This window comes from Pseudoalteromonas sp. SWN166 (assembly GCF_015864485.1).
Taxonomy (GTDB): domain Bacteria; phylum Pseudomonadota; class Gammaproteobacteria; order Enterobacterales; family Alteromonadaceae; genus Pseudoalteromonas.
This window is the reverse complement of record NZ_JADYXB010000037.1, coordinates 1-23360: the sequence shown is the minus strand read 5'-3', so window position 1 is coordinate 23360 and position 23360 is coordinate 1. Positions and strand designations below refer to the sequence as shown.

The window sequence follows — 23360 nt, the reverse complement described above, 5'->3', positions numbered from 1 at the left end:
AGCACATTATGATTGAAGTATATGCTCCGGCGTCTATTGGTAATTTTGCAGTAGGTTTTGATGCCCTTGGTGCAGCACTTGCGCCAATTGATGGCAGCTTATTAGGCGATGTAGCTGTTGTAAGCGCCGCACCAAGCGATGAATTTATTTGCACAGGCGAATATGCTCATAAGTTACCAAGTGATCCTAATGAGAATTTAGCGTACCAGTGTTTAGTGCATTTTAGATCGCATGTTGCGCCTAATATGCCAAGCGTAAAGCTTGAGCTTAAAAAGAACTTACCAATTGGATCAGGGCTAGGATCTAGTGCGTGTTCGGTCGTGGCTACCTTTGCAGCGCTGGATCAGTTTGCAAAAACTAATTTAAGCCAGGTTGAGCTTATTGAGCTTATGGCTGATTTTGAAGCGGTTGTAAGTGGTGGTCGTCATTACGATAATATTACGCCATGTTATTTAGGTGGTTTGCAATTAACAGGTGATTTAATCCCTGATAAATCAATTGCACTGCCTGTTGACGAAAACTGGTATTACGTTGCTGCGTTTCCTGGTTTTTCGCTTAATACCGCAAAAGCGCGCTCGGTTTTACCAAAAGAGTTGAGCATGCATGCAAGTGTTGAGTTTGCACAGCGATTATCGGCATTTAGTAGCTTACTGTTAACTAACCGTTTTGACGATGCGCTGAGCATAATGAAAGATGAAATAGCAGAACCTTACCGTGCACCGCTTATTAAAGGCTTTAGTGAAGCCAAAGCAAGCTTGCCAGCGCTTGGTGCTGAAATAGTGAGTATTTCGGGCGCAGGACCGACCTTGTTTAGCGTATGTAAAACACTTGAAGCTGCACAGCAATGCGCGCAGTGGCTAGAAACCAATTACATTAACGAGCAAGGCTTTTGCCACATTTGTAAATTAGATAACGACGGCACGCGTCAATTAACAGTTTTATAGGATAGGTAGTCATGCAATTACATAATTTAAAAGATAGCTCACAAAAAGTGTCGTTCGTTGAAGCCGTAAAAACAGGTTTGGGCCGTAATCAAGGTGTGTTTTTCCCTGAATCCCTTGCGCCACTGGCCGATGTTGATGCCTTGCTTGATATGGACTTTGTTACACGCAGTGGCAAAATATTATCTCACCTAATTGGTGATGAGCTACCAAGCGATACTGTGGCACAAATGGTTAAAAATGCATTTAACTTTCCAGTTAAGCTGGTGGAAGTTGAAGAGAACACATACTGTTTAGAGCTGTTTCATGGCCCTACACTTGCGTTTAAAGACTTTGGTGGTCGCTTTATGGCAGAGTGTTTAGCGCAGTTTAATAAAGATGAAAAAGTAACTATTTTAACCGCAACATCGGGTGATACTGGTGCAGCCGTAGCGCATGCTTTTTACAATAAACCAAATATCGATGTTGTTATTTTATACCCTAAAGGCAAAATTTCACTGGCTCAGCAAAAGCTATTTACTACGCTAGGTAACAATATTCATTGTTATGCAGTTGAAGGCAGCTTCGATGATTGCCAAGAGCTAGTTAAAAATGCCTTTTTAGATGAAGAAGTTAAATCAACACTTGGGCTTAACTCAGCTAACTCAATTAACATTAGCCGTTTAGTTGCTCAGGTCTGCTATTACTTTGAGGCAATTGCACAGTTACCGAAAGAAAAACGCGCAACCGCTCACATATCAGTACCAAGTGGGAACTTTGGTAATGTATGTGCCGCAATGATTGGTGCTGTTATTGGTTTGCCTGTTGGCAAATTAAGTGCAACAACAAACCAAAACGATACTGTGCCGCGCTTTATGCTTGATAAAACGTGGACGCCAAACGCAACACTTGAGTCGCTTTCAAATGCGATGGATGTGAGTAAGCCAAACAATTGGCCGCGCGTGCAAACAATGTTAGATAATAACTGGTTTAGCTACGATAATTTTTATTCAACAAGCGTAAACGAGCAAGACACGCAAGCCGTGATGAAAAAAATTCAACAAACTGGCTATGTTGCAGAGCCTCATACGGCGATTGCTTACCAAGGTCTTGTTGAAAATCGTGCGCCGGGTGCAGCGGGTATCTTTTTAGCAACGGCTCATCCCGCTAAGTTTAAAGAAAGCGTAGAAGATATTTTAAATATTGAATTAGGTATGCCAAAACCACTTGCTGATGCACTAGCAAAACCATGCCTAGCAAGCGATATGAACGCCGATTACGACGCATTACGCACTGAAATGCTCGCTAAGTTAGGTTAGTGAAAAAGAGTAATTGAAGCGGCTTAGGCCGCTTTTTTTATAACTGTAAATAATAAAAACAAGCCGCTTTCATTAGCTAATTAAATGTAGGAAATAAAATTCATTTAAAATAGTTATGTGTTTATTAAGAAATATCATCTTAAAAGGGCTGTGAAATAGTTTCAATCCCTGTTTAAATATCCTCAACTTAAGAGCGTAGGCAAAGAGTCGTTTAAAGCGTACAATAAAGCCTCTAAAAAACACCATACACGTTGCCCTAGGAGACCCCAATGTTAGAACGTAGCATGAATATTTCGGATTTTGATCCAGAGTTATTTGACGCGATAACCAAAGAAACTGCTCGCCAAGAAGAGCATATCGAACTAATCGCTTCAGAAAACTACTGTAGCCCACGCGTACTAGAAGCGCAGGGTTCACAGCTTACAAACAAATACGCAGAAGGTTACCCTGGCAAACGTTATTATGGCGGTTGTGAGCATGTAGATGTTGTTGAGCAATTAGCAATTGACCGTGCTAACGAATTATTTGGTTCTGACTATGCTAACGTACAGCCACATGCTGGTTCGCAAGCAAATGCCGCTGTTTTTCTAGCATTATTAGATGCTGGTGATACTGTACTGGGTATGAGCTTAGCTCATGGTGGTCACTTAACTCACGGTTCTCACGTAAGCTTCTCTGGTAAGCTTTACAATGCAATCCAATACGGACTAGATGAAGCAACGGGCGAAATTGACTACGCACAAGTTGAAGCGCTAGCACTTGAGCATAAACCAAAAATGATCATTGGTGGTTTTTCAGCGTACTCAGGTATTGTTGATTGGGCTAAGTTCCGTGAAATTGCTGATAAAATAGGTGCTTACCTGTTTGTTGATATGGCTCACGTTGCCGGCTTAATTGCGGCAGGCGTTTACCCAAGCCCAGTTCCTCATGCACACGTTGTAACAACAACTACGCATAAAACACTTGCAGGCCCTCGTGGTGGTTTAATTATTTCTGCATGTGGCGACGAAGCTATTTACAAAAAGCTTAATAGCGCTGTTTTCCCTGGTGGCCAAGGCGGTCCTTTATGTCATGTTATTGCAGCAAAAGCAGTGGCATTTAAAGAAGCACTTCAACCAGAGTTTAAAGTATACCAAACACAAGTTGTTAAAAACGCAAAAGCAATGGTTGCAGTTATGCAAGAACGTGGCTACAAAATCGTATCTGACAAAACTGAAAACCACTTATTCTTACTTGATTTAATCGACAAAGATATCACTGGTAAAGATGCGGACGCTGCCCTAGGCAACGCTAACATCACAGTTAATAAAAACTCAGTGCCAAACGATCCACGCTCACCGTTTGTAACATCTGGTTTGCGTATTGGTTCTCCTGCTATCACTCGTCGTGGTTTTAAAGAAGAAGAATCAAAAGAGCTTGCTGGCTGGATTTGTGACGTACTAGATAACATCACTGATGAATCTGTACAGGCGCAAGTTAAAGAAAAAGTAAAAGCTATTTGTGCAAAATTACCTGTTTACGCTTAATTGCTTAAGCAGTAGTAATTTAGATCACAACTGTTTAGTTTTTTGCTAAGATAAAAGACCGCTATTTAGCGGTCTTTTTTGTTTTAAAACGGAAGTACCGAGTTATGCATTGTCCATTTTGTACCGCAAAAGATACTAAAGTAATTGACTCTCGCCTTGTTGGCGGAGGCCATCAAGTTCGCAGGCGTCGTGAGTGTAATGACTGCCACGAGCGCTTTACTACATTTGAAGGCGCTGAGCTGGTTATGCCTCGCGTTGTTAAGCAAGATGGCAGCCGGGAACCGTTTAACGAAGATAAGCTTTTAAATGGCTTAAATCGCGCACTCGAAAAACGCCCAGTGAGTACCGAGCAAGTAGATGAAGTTGTAAATATAATAAAATCACAACTACGCGCAACGGGTGAGCGAGAAATTTCAAGCCATTTGGTGGGCGAATGTATTATGGAAGCACTTAAAAAACTCGATAAAGTTGCGTACGTAAGATTTGCTTCTGTTTATCGCTCGTTTGAAGATATACGCGAATTTGGCGAAGAAATTGCCCGCTTAGGGGAGTAATAAATGCAAAGCCAAACTATTTTTACCGAACATGACGAAATGTATATGGCACGCGCCATAGAACTTGCCAAAAAAGGGCGGTTTACTACAACACCTAATCCTAATGTTGGCTGTGTATTAGTTAAAAATAATCAAATAATTGGTGAGGGTTTTCATCAATTAGCAGGCCAAGGGCACGCTGAAGTAAACGCGTTAGCTATGGCGGGGAATAATGCACAAGGTGCAACGGCTTATGTAACGCTTGAACCGTGTAGTCATTATGGGCGTACGCCACCGTGTGCTGAAGGTTTAAAAGCCGCAGGGGTAGTAAAAGTTATTGCCGCTATGGTTGATACAAACCCACAAGTTGCAGGTAAAGGTCTTAAAATACTGAGCGATGCCGGTATTGACGTTGCTTATGGGTTACTCGAATCACAAGCTCGCGCACTTAACATTGGCTTTTTTAAGCGAATGGAACAAGGCTTACCTTATGTGACCTGTAAAATGGCAGCAAGCATAGATGGTAAAACAGCGCTTAAAAATGGGCAAAGTAAGTGGATCACAAGTCCCGCTGCTCGCCAAGACGTACAATTATACCGAGCGCAAAGCTGCGCTATTTTAACAGGTGCAGATACTGTATTAGTAGACGATGCTAAACTTAACGTGCGACTAAGCGAGTTGCCTTGCACGTTACCTACCGATTTACCACTTCGTCAACCGGTGCGTGTTATAATTGACTCTCAAAATCGCTTAACACCTGACCTTGCTTTATTTAAAATCCAAAGTGATGTAATTATATTTACCACTAAGGTTGATAAATCCCTGCAATGGCCGCATTTTGTAAAGCATATTGAAGTAAGTGAAAGTAACGGTAAAGTTGATTTACAGGCTGTTTTAGAAAAGCTTGGGCAACTGCAGTTTAATAATGTTTGGCTTGAGAGCGGAGCAACACTTGCTGGTAAAATGACAGAGTTTGATTTAGTTGACGAGTTTGTTTTTTATTTGGCGCCTAAATTAATGGGCCATGATGCAAAAAGTTTAGTTAATTTTCCTGAATTGACGAGTATGCAAAACACCGTTGATTTAACATTTAATGAATGTGCGCGCATTGGTGACGATTTACGTATCACCGCGTTAAAAGCTCATTAAAACCACTTAATAAAAAAGAGTAGCGCTATGTTTACTGGAATAATAGAAGCCACAGGCAAAATTGCTTTATTACAAAAAAAACAAGGCGACTTAGCTATTCGCATTCAAAGTGCTGATCTTGATATGAAAGATGTAAAGCTAGGCGACAGCATTGCAACTAATGGCGTTTGCTTAACCGTAGTTGATAAACATATTGACGGCTTTAGTGCTGATTTATCTAACGAGACGATTGGTTTAACCGGTTTTGCTCACTATGCTTTAGGGCAAACGGTTAATCTTGAAAAAGCCATGCAACCGGTTTCGCGTTTGGGCGGTCATTTAGTATCAGGTCATGTTGATGGCATTGCGACTATCACAAGTATTGCAGCAAATGCTCGAGCTACAGAATACTGGCTTACAACTGACGAAAATTTAATGAAATACATTCCGTACAAAGGTTCGGTATGTATTGATGGTATAAGCCTGACAGTAAACGCTGTAGAAGGTAATAAATTCAAATTAACAATTGTCCCACATACGAGTGAGCAAACCACAATTGCTCACTTTAAAGTAGGTACTCAGGTTAATTTAGAAGTCGATCAAATTGCACGTTATTTAGAGCGCCTTATAAAAGGTGCGGAGCAACCAACGGGCTCTGATATTTCGATGAGCTTACTCGCTAAAGCGGGTTTTATTAAATAACGAAACTGATAACTTACACGAGCAAATTTATGAATTTACACAGCGCACAAGAAATCATCGATGATATTAAAGCCGGTAAAATGGTTATTTTAATGGATGATGAAGATAGAGAAAATGAAGGCGATTTAATAATAGCTGCTGAGCATATTAGCGCACAAGCTATTAACTTCATGGCTACCCATGGCCGTGGTTTAATTTGTTTAACCATGACGCAAGATCGTTGTGAGCAACTTGATTTACCGTTAATGGTTAAAAACAATGGTGCTGCATTTTCGACTAACTTTACAATGTCGATAGAAGCATCAAAAGGTGTTACAACCGGTATTTCTGCTGCTGATAGAGCGCGCACAGTGCAAGCGGCTATAGCAAAAGGCGCAGTGCCAACTGATATTGTTCAGCCTGGTCATATTTTTCCAATTATGGCACAACCTGGTGGCGTATTAACTCGCGCAGGACATACTGAAGCTGGCTGTGATTTAGCACGTTTAGCTGGGCTTGAAGCATCATCAGTTATTGTTGAAATACTCAATGCTGACGGCACCATGGCGCGTCGCCCTGATTTAGAAGTGTTTGCTAAAGAGCACGATATTAAAATTGGCACGATTGCTGATTTAATCGAATACCGTAACTTAAATGAAACGACAATTGAGCAAGTTGCAAAATGTAAGTTGCCTACTGTTCACGGTGAGTTTGATTTAGTGACTTACAAAGACACAATTGACGGCCAATTACATTACGTATTGCTTAATGGCGACATAAAAGAGCAAGAGCCGACAAATGTACGTGTACATTTGCAAAGCACTTTTAACGATATCCTACTTTCAGACAGAAGTGCTGACCGCAGCTGGGGCCTTTCTGAAGCAATGGCCTATATTGCTAAAAATGAAGGTGCTTTAGTTATTTTAGGTAAGCAAGAAAGCACTGAAGAGTTAGAGGCAACTGTAAAAGCATTTGCAGCAGCTGATGTTGGCGAAAGCGTTACGCCACGTAAATTCAAAGGTACATCTCGTACTGTTGGCGTAGGTTCGCAAATACTTGCAGATCTGGGAATTAAACAGATGCGTTTAATGAGTCGTCCTAAAAAGTATCATGCACTTTCGGGCTTTCATTTAGAAGTTGTTGATTACATTGAGCCACAATAAGCATCACGCTTAAACTAGGCTATTATTTTATTTTTATGGTATGATGCGCAGCAATTTTTGCGCAATCGCAACCGCTTGAACTTATTTTTAGGGTTATCAAATGAAAATTATTGAAGGTAGTAAGTACGCTCCTGGCAAAAAGTTTGCCATTGTCATTTCTCGTTTTAATGACTTTATTGGCAGCAGCCTCCTTGCAGGTGCTGTTGATGAGCTAAAACGCACTGGTGGCGTATCTGATGACGACATTACCGTTATTTATGTACCAGGTGCGGTAGAATTACCTTTAGCGGCTAAACGCGTTGCGGCAAAAAAAGAGTATGATGCAATCATCGCATTAGGCGTAGTGATCAGAGGTGGTACACCACACTTTGACCTAGTTGCTGGCGAATCAAACAAAGGTCTTGCGCAAGTATCACTTGAGTATGATATCCCGGTTGCATTTGGCGTATTAACCACAGAAAGCATTGAACAAGCAATTGAGCGTGCTGGCACCAAAATGGGCAATAAAGGCGGCGAAGCTGCTTTAGGCGCGCTTGAAATGGTTAATGTGTTAGATAAAATTTAAGTTTAAGGAATTTTTGTGAAACCAGCAGCAAGACGTAAAGCACGTATCTTAGCACTCCAAGCCGTTTATTCTTGGCAAATAAGTGGCAATTTAATTGCCGATATCGAACAACAAATGTTGATCGAAACAGACGTTACTAAAATTGATGTTGAATACTTTAAAGATTTAGCGACGGGTGTTGCTGTAAATTATAAGCAACTAGACGAAGCTGTATCACCACATTTAACACGTCCGTTTAATGACTTAGATATGGTTGAGCGCGCAATTTTACGTTTAAGCAGCTATGAGCTTAAGTTCCGTGAAGATGTACCTTATAAAGTTGCTATCAACGAAGGTATTGAGCTGGCCAAAATATTTGGCGCTGAAGACAGCCATAAATTTGTAAACGGTGTACTTGATAAAGCTGTTAAGCATTTACGCAAGTAAGTAACCGTTAAAGAGGGGAGCCGGCATAGGCCGGCTTTTTTGTGTATGAAGGAATTTGAATTAATTAACCGCTACTTTAAAGGTCGCGGGATCACCCGCCGTGATGTAAACCTAGGTATAGGGGATGATTGCGCTTTAGTAACCGTTCCACAAAACTGCCAACTTGCCGTGACAACAGACACTCTTGTTGCTGGCGTACACTTTTTTGATGATATTTCTCCTCGTGCATTAGGTCACAGAGCGCTTGCTGTTAATTTAAGTGACTTAGCGGCAATGGGCGCTGAGCCAACGTGGGTTTCAGTTGCGTTAACCTTGCCAAGTATTGACCCACAGTGGATTGAAGAGTTTACTGAAGGCATGCATGAAATTGCAGAATACTTTAATGTGCAAATCATTGGTGGCGATACCACGCAAGGCCCATTAACTATTACTATTTGTGCAAAAGGGACTGTGCCCGAAGGTACTGCACTTCGCCGTAGTGGCGCAAAAGTGGGTGATTGGATTTATGTTACGGGTCCGCTAGGTGACGCTGGACTTGCAATTGAGTCTCGCAAACAAGGTATAAGTATTGAGCCTGAGCATTTAAAGTACGTAAATAAACGCTTTGATTTTCCAACCCCACGAGTTGCTGCAGGGCAGGTGTTACGAGGCCTTGCATCATCGGCTATTGATGTGTCTGATGGTTTAATCGCTGATTTAAGCCATATACTTGATATGTCGCAAGTAAATGCAGTGGTCAATATTGAAAGTATTCCGACTTCAGATGCAATGAAAGCAAGCCTTGGTTTTAATCAGCAGCTTCCATTTATTCTAAGTTACGGTGATGATTACGAATTAATTTTTACTGTACCTGATAGCAATAAAAGTATGTTAGATATAAAACTACGCCAGTATGGGGTAGATGCAACATGCATAGGCCAAATTAAGAGTGGCGATGGCCAAATTGAGCTTTTACACAACGGTGAAAAGTTTGATTTTGAACCGCAGGGTTTTGAGCATTTTGCAAAGGAGCTAGTTTGAATACTAACCGCAAGTTTAATTTAAAGCGTCCACATCAGTTTTTTGGTCTGGGCTTTGGTACTGGGTTAGCCCCTAAAGCACCTGGTACATTTGGTACATTTGCTGCACTACCATTTATTTTTATGACTATGTATTATCCACTATGGCTACAAATTGTGTTTGCCGTAGTGATCAGTATATTTGGTATATGGGCGTGTGGTAAAACGGCTGATGATTTAGGCGTGCATGACCATCCTGCTATTGTATGGGATGAAGTGGCGGGTTATTACATCACCATGATTGGCGCAGCACTTAGCTGGCAAACATTACTCGTTGGCTTTTTGTTATTTCGCTTTTTTGATATAGCAAAACCTGGCCCAATCCGTATGCTAGACAAGCGAGTGCATGGCGGTTTAGGTATAATGGCCGACGATATACTTGCGGGCGTTTTTTCGCTTATATGTTTACAAGCGTTAATAAAAGCGGGTTTATTACCCTTTTAATTTTTATATTTGATTTGTTTAACTAGGTGGCAGCAATATGATGCGATTTTTACTGGTTTGTGTACTTATGTTGTGCGCGACGCCAAGTTGGGCTTCAATTACTGATTACGTAGTTAAGCAATGGAATATAAAAGATGGTCTACCTTCGCAATCACTTAAAAGCGTAGTACAAGACCAGCAAGGCTATATGTGGCTGGGTACACAATTTGGTTTAAGCCGTTTTGATGGTACAACATTTACAAACTACAACACGCAAAATAGCCCATTTTTGCCTAGTAATGGGGTTAATAAGCTTTTAGTAGATTCTAGTGGCTTGTTATGGGTAGGTACTAAAAGTGGCTTGGTAGTTATTAACCCAGCCACATTTGCAGCACAAGAATTTAATATCAAAGGTCCAGTAAGGGATATTCTTGAGGACTCTAAAGGTAGCATATGGATTGCGGCCAACGGTTTATACTATGTAGATAGAGGGCAAGTTGATTTACGCACTGAAGTAAATGGTCCCCTACCTATTGTTAATGCTACCGTAATTACCCAAATTGTTGGCTCTGTTAGCCAAATGGCACTCTCTCCTGAAGGTATTTGGCTGGTTAATGATCGTCATTTATTACGCCTTACTAAAAACTCATCAGATTTCTCTAAACTACGTTTAGAGCTTACCGCTAAAATATCGTTACCAGAGCGCTTAGCGCAAACCATAGTGCACGATTTATCATTCTTAAACGGTAATTTGTATATAGCCTCTGAGCTAGGTGCATACTTTTTAGATTTAGATGACGAACTAAGACCTTTTCCTTTACCTAATGCAAATAACTCAGCCGTTTATAAGTTTATGAGTGATACCGATGGTGGCTTATGGGTTTCGACTTATGGACGTTTATTATTCAGAGATAAAACCGGTGAGTGGCAGTGGGTTGAGCCTAGCCAGCTTGATCAAAGTATATGGTTTGCTGATATTTTTAGAGATGATAAAAATAACGTTTGGTTAGCAAGTTTTAGTGAAGGTTTATGGCTTGCTCATGAAGGGCGAGTGGAAAGGCATTCTGCGGTTTCAGATATGACCGAATCTGTTATGGCTATCAGTCAAGCTCCTGATGGAAAACTGTGGGTTGCTAACAAAAGCGGCATCGGTTATTTCGATTTAGATAAAAGTTTTATTAATTTAGTCCCAAGTAGTAAATATGGGTACGCGTCAGTACACGATCTACAATTTGATGGTGAACGATTATATATAGCTACAGGACGTGGATTATTTGTTTTTGAAAACAAGACACTTTATACCGTTCCAGGTCGAGCACTTCGCGATAATCCGGTATTTGCAATAAGTCGCTCTAGTAAAGGCGGGTTTTGGATTGGCACCGGACGCGGTTTATATCGATTAAACTATGCTGGTTTAACGCCTTTTGCTTATAACGCATTTTTAGGTAGTAAGTTTATTACCTACGTGTTGGATAAAACAAACTTTGGTGTAATTGGTACTAGTAAAGGCGCATATTATTTTACAGACCGTGGCATTGAAAAAATTGGCGACCAAACAACACTTGAAAGCGCATACGTAACTAGCGTGCTACATATAGATGGCGTGGGTATTTTAATCGGCTCTCTTAACGATGGGCTTTTTTACAGAAGTACGCAAGGGCAATGGCGTCAACTCGATGCAGCTAATGGTTTACCGTATGGTTCTATATTTAGCCTAGAATACGATGAAAAGTTAAAGCATGTTTGGGTAAGCACCATGAAAGGTGTTTACAGAATGCCTGTAGAGCAATTTAAAACAGAGATAAAAAGCTTAAAAGTAGAAGAAGTAATTTCATCTTTTGACCGTCAACTCGATGGTAAAGCAAATCAATGTTGTAGTGGACTTGGGCATGATGCGGTAGCAGACACCGGTAATTCTATTTGGTACCCAAGCTTACAAGGTGTTGTTGAAATACCTAAAAATGTAGAGCTATTTGGTGTGCTTGCATTAAAGCCAACAATAGAAACAATAACAACACCACTTCGTCATTTAACCACCGCTGCGCTTGGTAAAAAACCATCATTAGAAACAGACGAGCGTGATATAACGCTAACTTACACAGCTATTGATTACTATGCACCAAACAGTATTGAATTTAGATATAAACTAAGTGGCTTAGATAGTGACTGGCGCTATGCTAATACGCGACGTGAAGCTATTTATACTAACTTGCCTCCAGGCTCGTTTTTGTTTCAATTAGAAGCGAAGCGCCAAGGTGAAGATTGGACTAAAGCGCAAGAAGTAGAATACGGTTTTGTAGTGCCTGAGCGCTTTGACGAAACTATTTACTTTAGGCTTTTAATTACCAGTGGCTTTATTTTGCTTTTTTATCTCATTTTTTGGGTATTTAGAGCGCAAGAGCGTAGAAAACAAGAAGCATTAGAGGGCTTGATCACCGAGCGTACCTTAGAGCTTCGTCAAGCTAATGATAAATTAGGGCAAGTGAATTCACAGCTTAAATTAGTTAGTCACTCAGATGAGCTAACGGGGCTGCGTAGCCGCCGCTTTTTGTTTGATCAACTTCCAAAAGATATTGAACACTTTCAACGTAATTCACAATCGCTGCAGGCACAAGGCAAGTCATTGGTGCTGGTAATTATTAACTTTGATAATTTCAGCCGTATTAATGATGCCTATGGCCCAATTGCAGGTGATAGCTGCTTACAGCAAATGGCTGCATTATTAAACTCGCGTACACAGGGTTCTGACTATGTGGCACGTTGGAGTGGTGATGAGTTTTTACTATTATTACGTGATTTTAAATGCAATAAAATAGACAGCTATGCTTCAGATCTTTGTAAAGTAATAGCGGCTAATTCATTCCAATTACCAAATGGAAAAACAACTAATATCACGGCATCAATTGGTTGGTCATTCTATCCGTTACCACTTTTGGGTGGGCAGGTAATTAGCTGGGAAACATCTATTAATTTAGCTGATATTTCATTGCACCAAGTTAAAAAGCGCGGTGGTGATGGTGTTGCAAATATTACGTTTGATGATCAGCTTGATGCGTTTGAGTTTGAACAAAATTCTAACGTTGATCAACAATTAGGTATTTTACAAAGCAATGGCCTAGCTGATATTAAAGTGTGGATGCGCTGATCAGCAATATTTAGACATTAAAAAAGGAGCCTAGGCTCCTTTTTTAATATGCTCAACTTTAGATGTATAGGAAGTTAATTAATAAACGCTTTAATAGCAGTTAATATTCCTTGCTCACCTAATCCCATTTCATCGTGCATTTCATCTTGCGTGCCGTGTTTAATAAACTCATCAGGAATACCTAAGTTAAGGATATTAATATCAGCTTTTTGCGTTGCTAAGTATTCGTTAACTGCAGAGCCGGCACCGCCAGCGATTGCATTATCTTCAAGCGTAACAATTACATCGTGGCTAGCTACAAGCTCATTTAAAAGCGCGGTATCAAGAGGTTTAATAAAACGCATATTAACAAGCGTTGCATCTAACTCATCTGCAGCAAGCTGTGCATTTTCAAGTAATGTACCGAACGATAAAATGGCAATTTTACTGCCTTTCTTAATTGTATCCGCCTTACCTATTTCAAGCAGTTGCATCGAGCTTTCTATGTCTGCAGTACCTGCACTACCGCGAGGGTAACGAACGGCAACAGGGCAGTTTGCTTTATAACCGGTGTATAGCATTTGACGGCACTCGTTGGTATCGCTTGGCGCCATAATCACCATATTTGGAATACAGCGCATAAAACTTAAATCGTATGCGCCTTGATGAGTTTCACCATCGGCTCCAACAATACCGGCGCGGTCAATGGCAAATAATACAGGTAAGTTTTGCAGTGCAACATCATGTATTAATTGGTCATACGCACGTTGTAAAAAGCTTGAGTAAATAGCAACAACAGGTTTTAAACCTTCACAGGCAAAACCAGCAGCTAAAGTAACAGCATGTTGCTCAGCAATGGCGACATCAAAATATTGATCTGGATGTTCTTTAGAAAAGCGTACCATGCCTGAGCCTTCGCGCATTGCAGGCGTGATAGCCATTAACTTGCTATCTTGCTCGGCCATATCGCATAACCAATCACCGAATACTTTTGAAAAAGTAGCAGCACTAGGTTTAGATTTAGGCAGACTAGTTGTGCTCGGATCGAATTTTGGTACACCATGGTAGCCAATAGGATCGGCTTCAGCTGGTTTATAGCCCTTACCTTTTTGTGTTTTTATATGTAGAAGCTGTGGGCCTTTTAAATTACGCATATTACGTAGCGTATCAACAAGCATGTTTACATCGTGACCATCAATTGGACCAATATAATTTAGGCCTAATTCTTCAAAGAAGGTACCCGGGATCATCATGCCTTTAATGTGCTCTTCCATTTTACTGGCAAGTTGCTTTACAGGAGGTACACCTGAGAGTAACTTTTTACTACCTTCACGAATGTTAGTATAAAAGCTACCCGATAAAATACGGGCAAAGTGATTTGTTAATGCGCCAACATTTTCAGAAATCGACATTTCGTTATCATTTAAAATAATAAGCATGTCTGATTTTACATCACCTAAATGATTCATCGCTTCAAATGCCATGCCTGCGGTTATAGCCCCGTCGCCAATAATGGCAACAGACTTTCGACCTTTACCTTCTTTTTGTGCGGCAATAGACATGCCTAAAGCAGCTGAAATAGACGTGCTTGAATGGCCTACGCTAAACGTATCGTATTGACTTTCATCGCGAAAAGGAAAAGGGTGTAAACCGTCTTTTTGACGAATAGTGTGCATTTGGTCGCGACGACCAGTAAGGATTTTATGCGGATAAGCTTGATGACCCACGTCCCAAACTAGGCGATCGTCTGGAGTGTTATAAACATAATGCAGCGCAACGGTTAGTTCAACCGTCCCTAAACCAGACGCTAGATGACCGCTACTTTGCGATACTGAGTTGAGTAAATAATCGCGCAGCTCATTGCTAAATGCAGGGAGTTTGTCTTGCGCTAAGTCACGCAATTGGGCTGGCTCGTCAACCAAATTAAGTAATGGATACTTGCTACTATCAAGTGTCATGGTTTTATATATATCCTTCGCTAACATTAATTAATCCAAAGCTTTTACGAATAATTAATGTTGAGTAATAATGTCAGTGCTAATTGCAATACGTATGAGCAAAAATTAGTGGTCACGCTCAATTAGGTAATTTGCTAGCGACGCAAGAAGTGTTGTGTCAGCATCTATATTTGCTAACGCTTCATGGGCTTGTTGTATTAAATTATGCGCCTTTTCTTTAGCGCCTAGCATACCTAATAATGCCGGATATGTCGCTTTATTCGCGGCAATATCGGAGCCTTGTGGCTTTCCTAAAATAACTGTATCGCCTTCAACATCTAAAATGTCGTCGTGTACTTGAAATGCTAGCCCTATAGCATACCCAAAAACACTTAAATTTTCTAAGGTTTGTTGATCAGCCTTTTCACTGCACAGTGCACCAAGTGTAATTGCGCAATTAATTAGAGCCCCGGTTTTTAGCTTATGTATTCGCTCAAGCTCTTGTACGGTAATTACTTTATCAGTTGCTGCTATATCAAGGCCTTGTCCGGCAACCATACCCTGAAGGCCTGATGCGTGGGCAAGTGTAGCAATCATTTTTACTTGTGTTTGCGATGAGCATTCAAACTTGTGATTCGCAATAAGCTCAAAAGCAAGAGTTTGAAGAGCATCACCGGCTAAAATTGCACTTGCCTCGCCAAACTCTATATGGCAAGTAGGGCGTCCACGGCGTAAGTCGTCGTCGTCCATTGCTGGTAAGTCATCATGGACTAATGAATAGCTATGAATACACTCAATTGCAGCAGCAAGTACGTTTAAGTCTTGATGGTTTGCGCCGAGCATTTTACCTGTGGCATAAACTAAAAATGGACGTAATCTTTTACCGCCATTAAATAATCCATACTGGGTGGCGTTCTTTACCGTTTCTTCTGTATCGAGAGGCTGATTAAAATGCTGCTGTAAGGTCGCTACTACATCTTTTTGAGCACGTTCAATATGATTTTTTATGCTCACAGCTATTCCATATCATTATCAAAATTTGTAAGTACTGACTTTTCGCCATTCCCCATCAAAACTGATACTTTTTGTTCTGCTTGCTGTAATTTCCCTGATGAAGCACTTGCTAATGCAATTCCACGCTCAAATTGCTTTAACGATTGCTCAAGCGATAAGTCACCTTGTTCCATGTCACTAACGATTGTAGATAATTCTTCTAGTGCTTGTTCGAAACTTAAGTTTTCAGGTTTTTTAGTCGCCATCTTTATTTCAGCTTACATAATAAATTTAGGGGTCAATTTTAGGGGGAATGCTAAACTAGGTCAAAGGATGATATTGGTTTTTTACCTTTATAACGTTAAATTATATTTCAAGTGCATTAATAAAGCCTTAATAGCGTCTGTTGGTTTAATAAATCAATTGATAGTTAGGTAGCCCTTATAACTTGATCTAAGATAGTGCTAAAGGCTGCTTTTTATGTTTATTTATAAAAATGGCTTAAGCAATTCAATATGTTGCCGATAAGCAGTTAATAATAAAAATTTATGATAAGGCCATTAAGCATGAAACTTCTGGAGGAAATGTGGATTTAGCAACCATAATTGGGATCCTAGGCGCAATTGGCTTAATTGTCATGTCTATGTTTATGAGTAGTAGCGGTGAAATGGCTATGTTTTACAATACCCCGTCTGTGGTTATTGTATTTGGTGGTTCACTCTTTATTGTTTTATCAAACTTCACCATGTCGCAATTTTTGGGGATAGGTAAAGTTGTTGCCAAAGCGTTTATGTTTAAAATCGAAACGCCAGAAATACTTATCGAAAAAGCAGTAGAACTTGCGGATTCAGCTCGTAAAGGCGGTTTTTTAGCACTCGAAGAAGCTGAAATTCCAAACCCCTTTATGCGCAAAGGCGTCGATATGCTCGTTGATGGCCATGATGCAGATGTAGTTCGCGCTACACTTCAAAAAGATATTTCTCTAACTACGACTCGCCATGAATTGGGCGCGGGTTTATTTAAGTCGTTAGCTGATATAGGGCCTGCAATGGGCATGATTGGTACTCTAATTGGTTTGGTTGCAATGTTGTCTAACATGGATGACCCAAAGGCAATTGGTCCGGCAATGGCAGTAGCACTATTAACAACTTTATATGGCGCGTTTTTAGCCAATGTTGTGGCAATTCCTATTCAGGTAAAACTTGAACTGCGTAAAGACGAGGAAGCGATGAATCAGCGTTTAATTTTGGATGCTATTTTAGGTATACAAGATGGTCAAAATCCAAAAGTAATCGAAGGTATTTTGAAAAATTACTTAGCTGAATCTAAACGTAAAGTAGATACCGAGGAGTAACTATGTCTGATCAAGAGTGCAAATGTCCACCACCAGGTCTACCTGCATGGATGGGAACGTTTGCCGATTTAATGTCACTGTTAATGTGCTTTTTTGTACTCTTGCTCGCGTTTTCAGAAATGGATGTACTTAAGTTTAAACAAATTGCGGGCTCTATGAAGTTTGCTTTTGGTGTGCAGAATAAAATTGAAGTAAAAGACATCCCTAAAGGGACCTCTGTTATTGCCATGGAGTTTACCCCAGGCAAACCAGAGCCAACCCCAATAGAAACCATTCAGCAGCAAACAGTCGAAATGACTCAACAAATGTTAGAGTTTCAGGCTGGCGATGAAAGCTCAGCAGGCGGCAGGCAAGAGCAGCGCGGGGATAAACGCGGTGGCGAATCTCGTAGTACCTCACAAGAAGAATCTTCTGAGCAAGCAACTTCAGCAGCCGATCAGGAGCAAACTAACGAGCTTGTTAAAAAGATAGCGCAGCAGCTTGAAAAGCAAATAATCGATGGCGCAATTGAGCTTGAGTCTTTAGGGCAGCAAATAATTATTCGCATTAGAGAGAATGGTTCATTTCCTTCAGGTAGTGCATTTTTACAACCTAAGTTTAAACCTATAATTCAAGATATCGGTGTGCTGTTAAAAGATGTACCCGGTGAAATAACAGTATCTGGCCATACAGATGATTTTCAGGTATCGAATGAGTTATATATTAATAATTGGGACCTATCATCAAAGCGTGCTGTAGCCGTTGCAAGTGAACTGCAAAAAGTCCAAGGATTTGATAAAACCCGAATGATGGTGGTTGGTCGAGCTGAAACACGACCACTTGTACCGAATGACACCGATGAAGATCGCCGCAGGAATCGCCGAGTAGAAATATCTATATTACAAGGTAAAGCAAAAGAGTCAGCTCCTATAGATGTAAGATAACTTTTATTGGCAAACACACTTATTTATCATAAAGTATGCTTTCTTTAACAAATGTAACGGAATAGTTCATGAAAAAGGTCGATAAGTTTAGTCATATGCCAGGAAATGGCGGTGGTAATGACGATGATGAAAAAAAACTTGATTAACTCTAATGCCTGAATGGTTTTTAAAGACTATATTGATATTAGATACTAGTTGGGTGTTTATTTTAAGCCCTGCTATTTTCATCTTTTATTTTAGAAAAGATTATTTGGCCCTGCGTTTCGCTTTAATTACAGCCGCTTTTTTTTTATATGGAACCATTATTCATCCTTACTTGAAAGAGTTTGATAATGGGATTTATGTTTATCGATACCTTGTTTGGGCTTTTAATGATATTGCTTGGATGGCACTCATCGCATATCTGGGGTTAAAAGATAAGGTTTATTTATGGCAATGCGTATTAGGTCAATTGGTTGTTATTATGGCACCAATTTTACAGCTATTTAGATTAGTCGACCGCCATTTATGGGATCTTTCTTATAGTACATACATTTATAAAACCTTATTGCCATTTATTAATATAGGCACCGTTGTTGTTTGTTATCTTCCGCTTATTTATATTTTAACAAAAGACAAAAAAAGCCCAGCTAGCCAATAGTTACAAAAAGTTCCCTCCTTTAAAATAGCTGTGCTAGACTACTGTTTATATAAACAGTGATGAGCAGGCTATGAAACTCTACATTGCAGAAAAACCTTCACTTGGACGCGCTATTGCTGATGCGTTACCAAAACCACATAAAAAATATGATGGTTATATAGAAGTCGCTAATGGCGATTGTGTATCGTGGTGTATTGGACATTTGCTAGAACAAGCAGAACCCGATGATTACGATGAGCGCTTTAAAAAGTGGCAGTTTGAACACTTACCTATAATACCTGAACAGTGGAAGTTAAAAGCCAAAACCAAAACTCGCAAACAGCTCACTGTTTTAAAAAAATTAATTAAACAAGCCTCGCAACTTATTCACGCTGGCGATCCAGACCGTGAAGGCCAGCTACTAGTCGATCAAGTAATTGAAGAAGCTAAAATAAGTCAGGCTAAAAAGCAGAGTACGCAACGTTTACTCATTAGTGATTTAAACTTATCGGCGGTAAAAAAATCACTGGGTACTATGCGTTCTAATCGAGATTTTATTCCGTTAAGTGTATCTGCTTTAGCGCGCTCTCGTGCTGATTGGCTATTTGGTATGAATTTAACACGTGCATACACACTAGCTGGGCAAAAAGCAGGGTTTGGTAATGTGCTTTCGGTAGGGCGAGTACAAACCCCTATTTTAGGTCTTGTTGTTAATAGAGATAACGAAATAGCGAACTTTGTATCTAAGCCTTTTTACGATGTACTGGCGCATTTACTTACTCCAGATAACCAGCCATTCATAGCTAAGTGGGTTCCTAGTAAAGCATGTGAGCCACATCAAGATGAAGAAGGCCGAATACTTAACAAAGCACTCGCAGAAAATGTTGCTTCGCGTATTAGCAAACAAAATGCTGAGCTTACAGCGCTTGAGCAAAAACAAAAAAAACAAAGTGCACCGTTACCGTATAACCTATCTGCACTGCAAATAGATGCCGCTAAAGCCTTTGGTATGCCAGCTCAAAAAGTGTTGGATATTTGCCAAATACTTTACGAGCGACATAAATTAATTACCTACCCACGCTCGGATAACCGCTATTTACCCAAAGATCACCACCAAGATGCATCTTCTATTTTTAAAGCTATAAGTGCTAATGGTGGGCAAAGCACAGAATTGGTAAATGGGGCTGATGTAAAAAAGCGTAGTAAATGTTTTAACGATTCAAAAGTGGCTGCACACCATGCAATTGTGCCGACGGCAAAACAGTTAAAGTCAGCGAGTTTGAGCGGTGACGAAGCGAAGGTATATCAATTAATAAGCCGCCATTACCTAATTCAGTTTTATCCCGACTATATATATAACGAAACTAAAGCAGAGATAACAATTGCTGGCGGATTATTTAAAGCGAATGCAAAGCAAGATGTAAGTTTGGGCTTTAAGGTGTTAATGGGTAAGTCTGAATTAAAAGATGAAGCTACGTTACCTCCTTTAACAAAGGGTATGTCTCTTTTTTGTGATAGAGGCGAAGTAGTCGAAAAGCATACATCACCCCCTGCTTATTTTACTGATGCTACATTACTTGCGGCTATGACTGGCATTAGCCGCTACGTTAAAGATCCACAAATTAAAAAAGTATTAAAAGACACTGATGGTTTAGGTACGGAGGCAACACGTGCGGGAATAATCGAGTTGCTATTTAAACGACGATTTTTAAAACGTGAAGGTAAGTCAATTAGAGCGACCGAAACGGGACTTGCCCTTATTAGCGTTTTACCACAAGGTTTAGCGAGTCCTGATTTAACCGCAAAATGGGAATCGAGCTTAGGTGATATTGCGCAGCAAGTAATGAGTTATCAGCAATTTTTGCAACCGTTACTTGCAGACTTAAATGGGTTTGTAGAATTAGCAGCAAACTGCGATAGCAATGCATTTGCAAGGTTACCAAAAACCTCAGCTAAAAAACGTTTTGCTAAACGAAGTGGAAAAGCAACGTCTAAAAAATCGAGTTATAAAAAAAGCTCAGCAGCAACTTAACGCTGAGCTATTTAAAACAACGTTTTATTGGTTAAACAAAGCAACAGCAGCGTTACTCATTGCTTTTATTCCGGTAGGAATTGCAACTTTGTAATCAGGTGCAAATTTACTAGAGTGTAGGGAAGGGAGTATTTCACCTGTTTTTATTGAATCCGCGTATTGTGCTTGGTTTACACCACCTAGCCAAAATAAGGTAATAGGGATGTTTTCATCAGTGCGTCCGTATAAGCCAAAGTCTTCACCCGCCATTACAGCTTGTGTTTCAAGCACATTAGTATCACCAATTGCGCTTGCGATAGACTGTCTAACAATGTCTGTTTGTGCAGGGTTATTATAAGTAGATGGAATAGATTCATCTTCATGTACATATACTACAGGGTAGTTTGATTCATTTAGGCCAGCACTTTGTGCCATACCTGCCGTGATTCGTTTTATTGCAGCTATTTGAGCGCTTCTTACATCGGGGTTATAGCTTCTGAGAGTGAGTTGTAACTTTACTTCATCCGAAATAACATTATGTTTTGAACCACCATGAATAGAACCAACCGTAATAACCGAAGGCTCTAGCGGTGATAGTTCTCGGGAAGTAATTGTTTGCAGAGCAAGTACAGTGCGTGCAGCTATAACTACAGGATCTATAGTTGTATGCGGATAAGCACCATGACCACCTTTACCTTTTATTGTAATATCGACAGAATCGACACTTGCCATAGTGTATTCGTTTTTCATTGATATCTTACCAGCGGGGACGCTAGCACTTACATGCAAAGCAATTATATGATCAGGTTTTGCATATTTACTAAATAGTCCTTCGCTTAGCATGGCTTTTGCACCACCGCCCACTTCCTCGGCTGGCTGTGCAACCATCATCAAAGTGCCTTTCCATTGATCTTTGTGTGCTATTAATTGCTCAGCAGTACCAATAAAAGAGCTCATGTGAATATCGTGGCCACAACCGTGCATTACACCTACTTTCGCACCATGTTCGTCTATGACTTTAACTTTTGAGGCATAGGACTTTCCTGTCTGCTCTATAATAGGTAAACCATCGGTGTCTGTACGGATCATCACGGTTGGACCGCTTCCGTTTTTATAAATGCCAACAACACCAAAACCACCTACATTGCTTGTTACTTTGAAACCCAGCTGAGTTAATTTATCCGCTATTTTATTACCCGTTTCTTGTTCGTGATAAGAGAGCTCTGGCGATTGGTGTAAATCGAGGTAAAACTTTTCTATAGCTGGCATGGTTTTGCTTAAATTTAAATCGAGTCCATTTGCCTGCACAAATGGGCTTGCTAATAAAAGTACTGCACTTAAGTAAGTTAGTTTCATGTTTTCCCTCATTGTTGAATATGTATACCGAGTGATTTAGGTATATGACTTGTAATTATTATGTTCACCACCATATAAAAACCTAAATAGATGAATATGGCAATCAATTCAATGAGCAACATAGTTAGTATTAATGCGCAAAACCTTCAACAAGTACTCGGTGAAACATCACAGCAAAAATTGGTGTTGCTTAACTTTTTCTCTCCTCAAAGTCCTGACTGCATCGGGCAGGCTGCAATTTTAGATAAAGTAGCGGCTGAATATGCAAGCTATATAGTAGTAGCAAACCTAGATTGCGATGCAGAGCAAGCTCTTGCTTCTCAACTGGCGCAACAAGTTGGCCTTCAAACACTGCCTACGCTTGTATTATTAAAAGATTCTGCACCAGTAGATTTACTTGCAGGTGTTCAGAGTGAGGCACAAATACGCGAAGCCTTAGCAAAGCATTTACCTGCGCAACAAGACTTACTGTTAGAGCAAGCAAAACAAGCGTTATTAAAGTCAGATTTAAATGCTGCATTTAACTATGCAAAGCAAGCTTATGAAATAGACAGCGGTAACGCACGCATCAAATTAGTGCTTGCAGATATATGTATTCAAATTCATAAGGTAGATGAAGCGCAAGCGCTTATAAATACAATAGATGCACAAGAGCAAGATGCTTACTTTAATAATATAAAAGCAAAATGCGAAGCTGCACTTGAAGCAAAAGACTCACCAGAGATTAAAGAAAAGCAACAACAGGTAGAAAAGTACCCAAATGACTTAGAATTAAAAGAAGAGCTAAGTATTTTACTCAATGAAGCTGGCAGAAAAGAAGAAGCATTGGATGTACTATTTACAGTGCTGCAAAAAGATCTGAACTTCAACGAAGCAAAACCAAGCTTTTTATCAATTATTGCCTCTTTACCCGATGGCGATGCACTTGCAGCTAAGTATCGTCGCAAGTTATATAGTATTTTATATTAGACTCTACTAACTATTACTTTTGAGAAGCACCTATATAAGGTGCTTTTTGCATTTTTAGGGTTTTAATTAAAAGCTTTAGCATGGCTTAGCTATGTAAAAACAAGAGTTATCAACAGGGTTTTGTGAATAACTTGTGCTTATCGTGTGTGCTTGCTTGGGGCTTAATTTTAATTACTATTTTATGCAAATAACGCTTGCGTAAAATCCGCCGCTCCCTATAATGCGACCCCACTGAGACGGGAAACGCCGAAGCATAGCGAGGCACGAACTACTCAGAGAGTTAAATAAAACTTCGGTTTTAAATTGTCGAAAGAAAGTTTAAAACTAAGTGT

Annotated in this window: 21 protein-coding genes; 17 read left to right on the top strand and 4 right to left on the bottom strand. The window is 40.1% G+C overall.

Translation table 11 applies throughout. From position 1 onward, the window contains the following. Positions 1–8 precede the first annotated feature (8 nt). The 12 genes from thrB (at position 9) to I6F49_RS16830 (ending at position 12887) form a co-directional block, all read left to right on the top strand. Positions 9–944: a homoserine kinase gene (thrB, locus tag I6F49_RS16885; RefSeq protein WP_197181397.1), complete on the top strand. Its 936-nt coding sequence runs from the start codon at positions 9–11 to the stop codon at positions 942–944. 11 nt (positions 945–955) lie between these two features. After that, positions 956–2239, top strand: a complete 1284-nt coding sequence (gene thrC, locus I6F49_RS16880; RefSeq protein ID WP_197181396.1) for a threonine synthase — start codon at positions 956–958, stop codon at positions 2237–2239. Between the two features lie 269 nt (positions 2240–2508). After that, positions 2509–3765 carry a serine hydroxymethyltransferase gene (gene glyA / locus I6F49_RS16875; protein WP_024589760.1) on the top strand — a complete coding sequence of 419 codons (1257 nt, stop codon included), beginning with the start codon at positions 2509–2511 and terminating at the stop codon, positions 3763–3765. A 104-nt stretch (positions 3766–3869) separates the two neighbouring features. Continuing rightward, complete coding sequence (gene nrdR / locus I6F49_RS16870; RefSeq protein ID WP_006794272.1) at positions 3870–4319, top strand: transcriptional regulator NrdR; 450 nt, start codon at positions 3870–3872, stop codon at positions 4317–4319. A gap of 3 nt (positions 4320–4322) precedes the next feature. After that, on the top strand, positions 4323–5447 hold the full coding sequence (ribD, locus tag I6F49_RS16865; RefSeq protein ID WP_197181395.1) for a bifunctional diaminohydroxyphosphoribosylaminopyrimidine deaminase/5-amino-6-(5-phosphoribosylamino)uracil reductase RibD: 1125 nt from the start codon (positions 4323–4325) through the stop codon (positions 5445–5447). Positions 5448–5474: 27 nt separating this feature from the next. Beyond that, positions 5475–6128, top strand: a complete 654-nt coding sequence (locus tag I6F49_RS16860; protein WP_166419234.1) for a riboflavin synthase — start codon at positions 5475–5477, stop codon at positions 6126–6128. Positions 6129–6157: 29 nt separating this feature from the next. After that, positions 6158–7270, top strand: a complete 1113-nt coding sequence (gene ribBA / locus I6F49_RS16855) for a bifunctional 3,4-dihydroxy-2-butanone-4-phosphate synthase/GTP cyclohydrolase II (RefSeq protein ID WP_197181394.1) — start codon at positions 6158–6160, stop codon at positions 7268–7270. Positions 7271–7370: 100 nt separating this feature from the next. Beyond that, positions 7371–7835 (top strand): 6,7-dimethyl-8-ribityllumazine synthase, encoded by a 465-nt coding sequence (gene ribH / locus I6F49_RS16850; RefSeq protein ID WP_007587130.1) that lies wholly within the window; start codon positions 7371–7373, stop codon positions 7833–7835. Between the two features lie 15 nt (positions 7836–7850). Continuing rightward, on the top strand, positions 7851–8261 hold the full coding sequence (gene nusB, locus I6F49_RS16845; RefSeq protein ID WP_007587129.1) for a transcription antitermination factor NusB: 411 nt from the start codon (positions 7851–7853) through the stop codon (positions 8259–8261). A gap of 45 nt (positions 8262–8306) precedes the next feature. Next, positions 8307–9281: a thiamine-phosphate kinase gene (gene thiL, locus I6F49_RS16840; protein ID WP_197181393.1), complete on the top strand. Its 975-nt coding sequence runs from the start codon at positions 8307–8309 to the stop codon at positions 9279–9281. After that, positions 9278–9763 (top strand): phosphatidylglycerophosphatase A family protein, encoded by a 486-nt coding sequence (locus I6F49_RS16835; protein ID WP_197181392.1) that lies wholly within the window; start codon positions 9278–9280, stop codon positions 9761–9763. The genes thiL and I6F49_RS16835 overlap by 4 nt, the downstream gene beginning before the upstream one ends. Before the next feature lie 37 nt (positions 9764–9800). Then, positions 9801–12887, top strand: a complete 3087-nt coding sequence (locus I6F49_RS16830; RefSeq protein WP_197181391.1) for a ligand-binding sensor domain-containing diguanylate cyclase — start codon at positions 9801–9803, stop codon at positions 12885–12887. A gap of 74 nt (positions 12888–12961) precedes the next feature. Here I6F49_RS16830 and dxs read toward each other — a convergent pair whose 3' ends face one another. The 3 genes from dxs to I6F49_RS16815 form a co-directional block, all read right to left on the bottom strand. Next, the gene (gene dxs / locus I6F49_RS16825) at positions 12962–14824 is read right to left on the bottom strand and encodes a 1-deoxy-D-xylulose-5-phosphate synthase (RefSeq protein ID WP_166421900.1); all 1863 of its coding nucleotides are present in this window, start codon (positions 14822–14824) and stop codon (positions 12962–12964) included. 105 nt (positions 14825–14929) lie between these two features. Continuing rightward, positions 14930–15817: a (2E,6E)-farnesyl diphosphate synthase gene (gene ispA / locus I6F49_RS16820; protein ID WP_197181390.1), complete on the bottom strand. Its 888-nt coding sequence runs from the start codon at positions 15815–15817 to the stop codon at positions 14930–14932. 2 nt (positions 15818–15819) lie between these two features. After that, a complete protein-coding gene (locus tag I6F49_RS16815; RefSeq protein ID WP_165727311.1) occupies positions 15820–16062 on the bottom strand; it encodes an exodeoxyribonuclease VII small subunit in 243 nt (80 codons plus the stop codon). A 320-nt stretch (positions 16063–16382) separates the two neighbouring features. On the opposite strand from I6F49_RS16815, the gene pomA reads away from it, so the two are divergent. From pomA to I6F49_RS16795, 4 genes are all read left to right on the top strand, one after another. Then, on the top strand, positions 16383–17150 hold the full coding sequence (gene pomA / locus I6F49_RS16810; protein ID WP_007587114.1) for a flagellar motor protein PomA: 768 nt from the start codon (positions 16383–16385) through the stop codon (positions 17148–17150). Positions 17151–17152: 2 nt separating this feature from the next. After that, positions 17153–18073 (top strand): flagellar motor protein MotB, encoded by a 921-nt coding sequence (locus I6F49_RS16805; RefSeq protein WP_007587113.1) that lies wholly within the window; start codon positions 17153–17155, stop codon positions 18071–18073. Positions 18074–18224: 151 nt separating this feature from the next. Beyond that, the gene (locus I6F49_RS16800; protein WP_024593682.1) at positions 18225–18713 is read left to right on the top strand and encodes a hypothetical protein; all 489 of its coding nucleotides are present in this window, start codon (positions 18225–18227) and stop codon (positions 18711–18713) included. Between the two features lie 70 nt (positions 18714–18783). Further along, the gene (locus I6F49_RS16795) at positions 18784–20724 is read left to right on the top strand and encodes a DNA topoisomerase III (RefSeq protein WP_197181389.1); all 1941 of its coding nucleotides are present in this window, start codon (positions 18784–18786) and stop codon (positions 20722–20724) included. A gap of 24 nt (positions 20725–20748) precedes the next feature. Here I6F49_RS16795 and I6F49_RS16790 read toward each other — a convergent pair whose 3' ends face one another. After that, entirely contained in the window at positions 20749–22059 is a 1311-nt protein-coding gene (locus I6F49_RS16790; protein WP_197181388.1) for a M20 metallopeptidase family protein, read from the bottom strand. 111 nt (positions 22060–22170) lie between these two features. Between I6F49_RS16790 and I6F49_RS16785 the strand changes: the two genes are divergently transcribed. Further along, on the top strand, positions 22171–23028 hold the full coding sequence (locus I6F49_RS16785) for a tetratricopeptide repeat protein (RefSeq protein ID WP_197181387.1): 858 nt from the start codon (positions 22171–22173) through the stop codon (positions 23026–23028). Positions 23029–23360 lie beyond the last annotated feature (332 nt).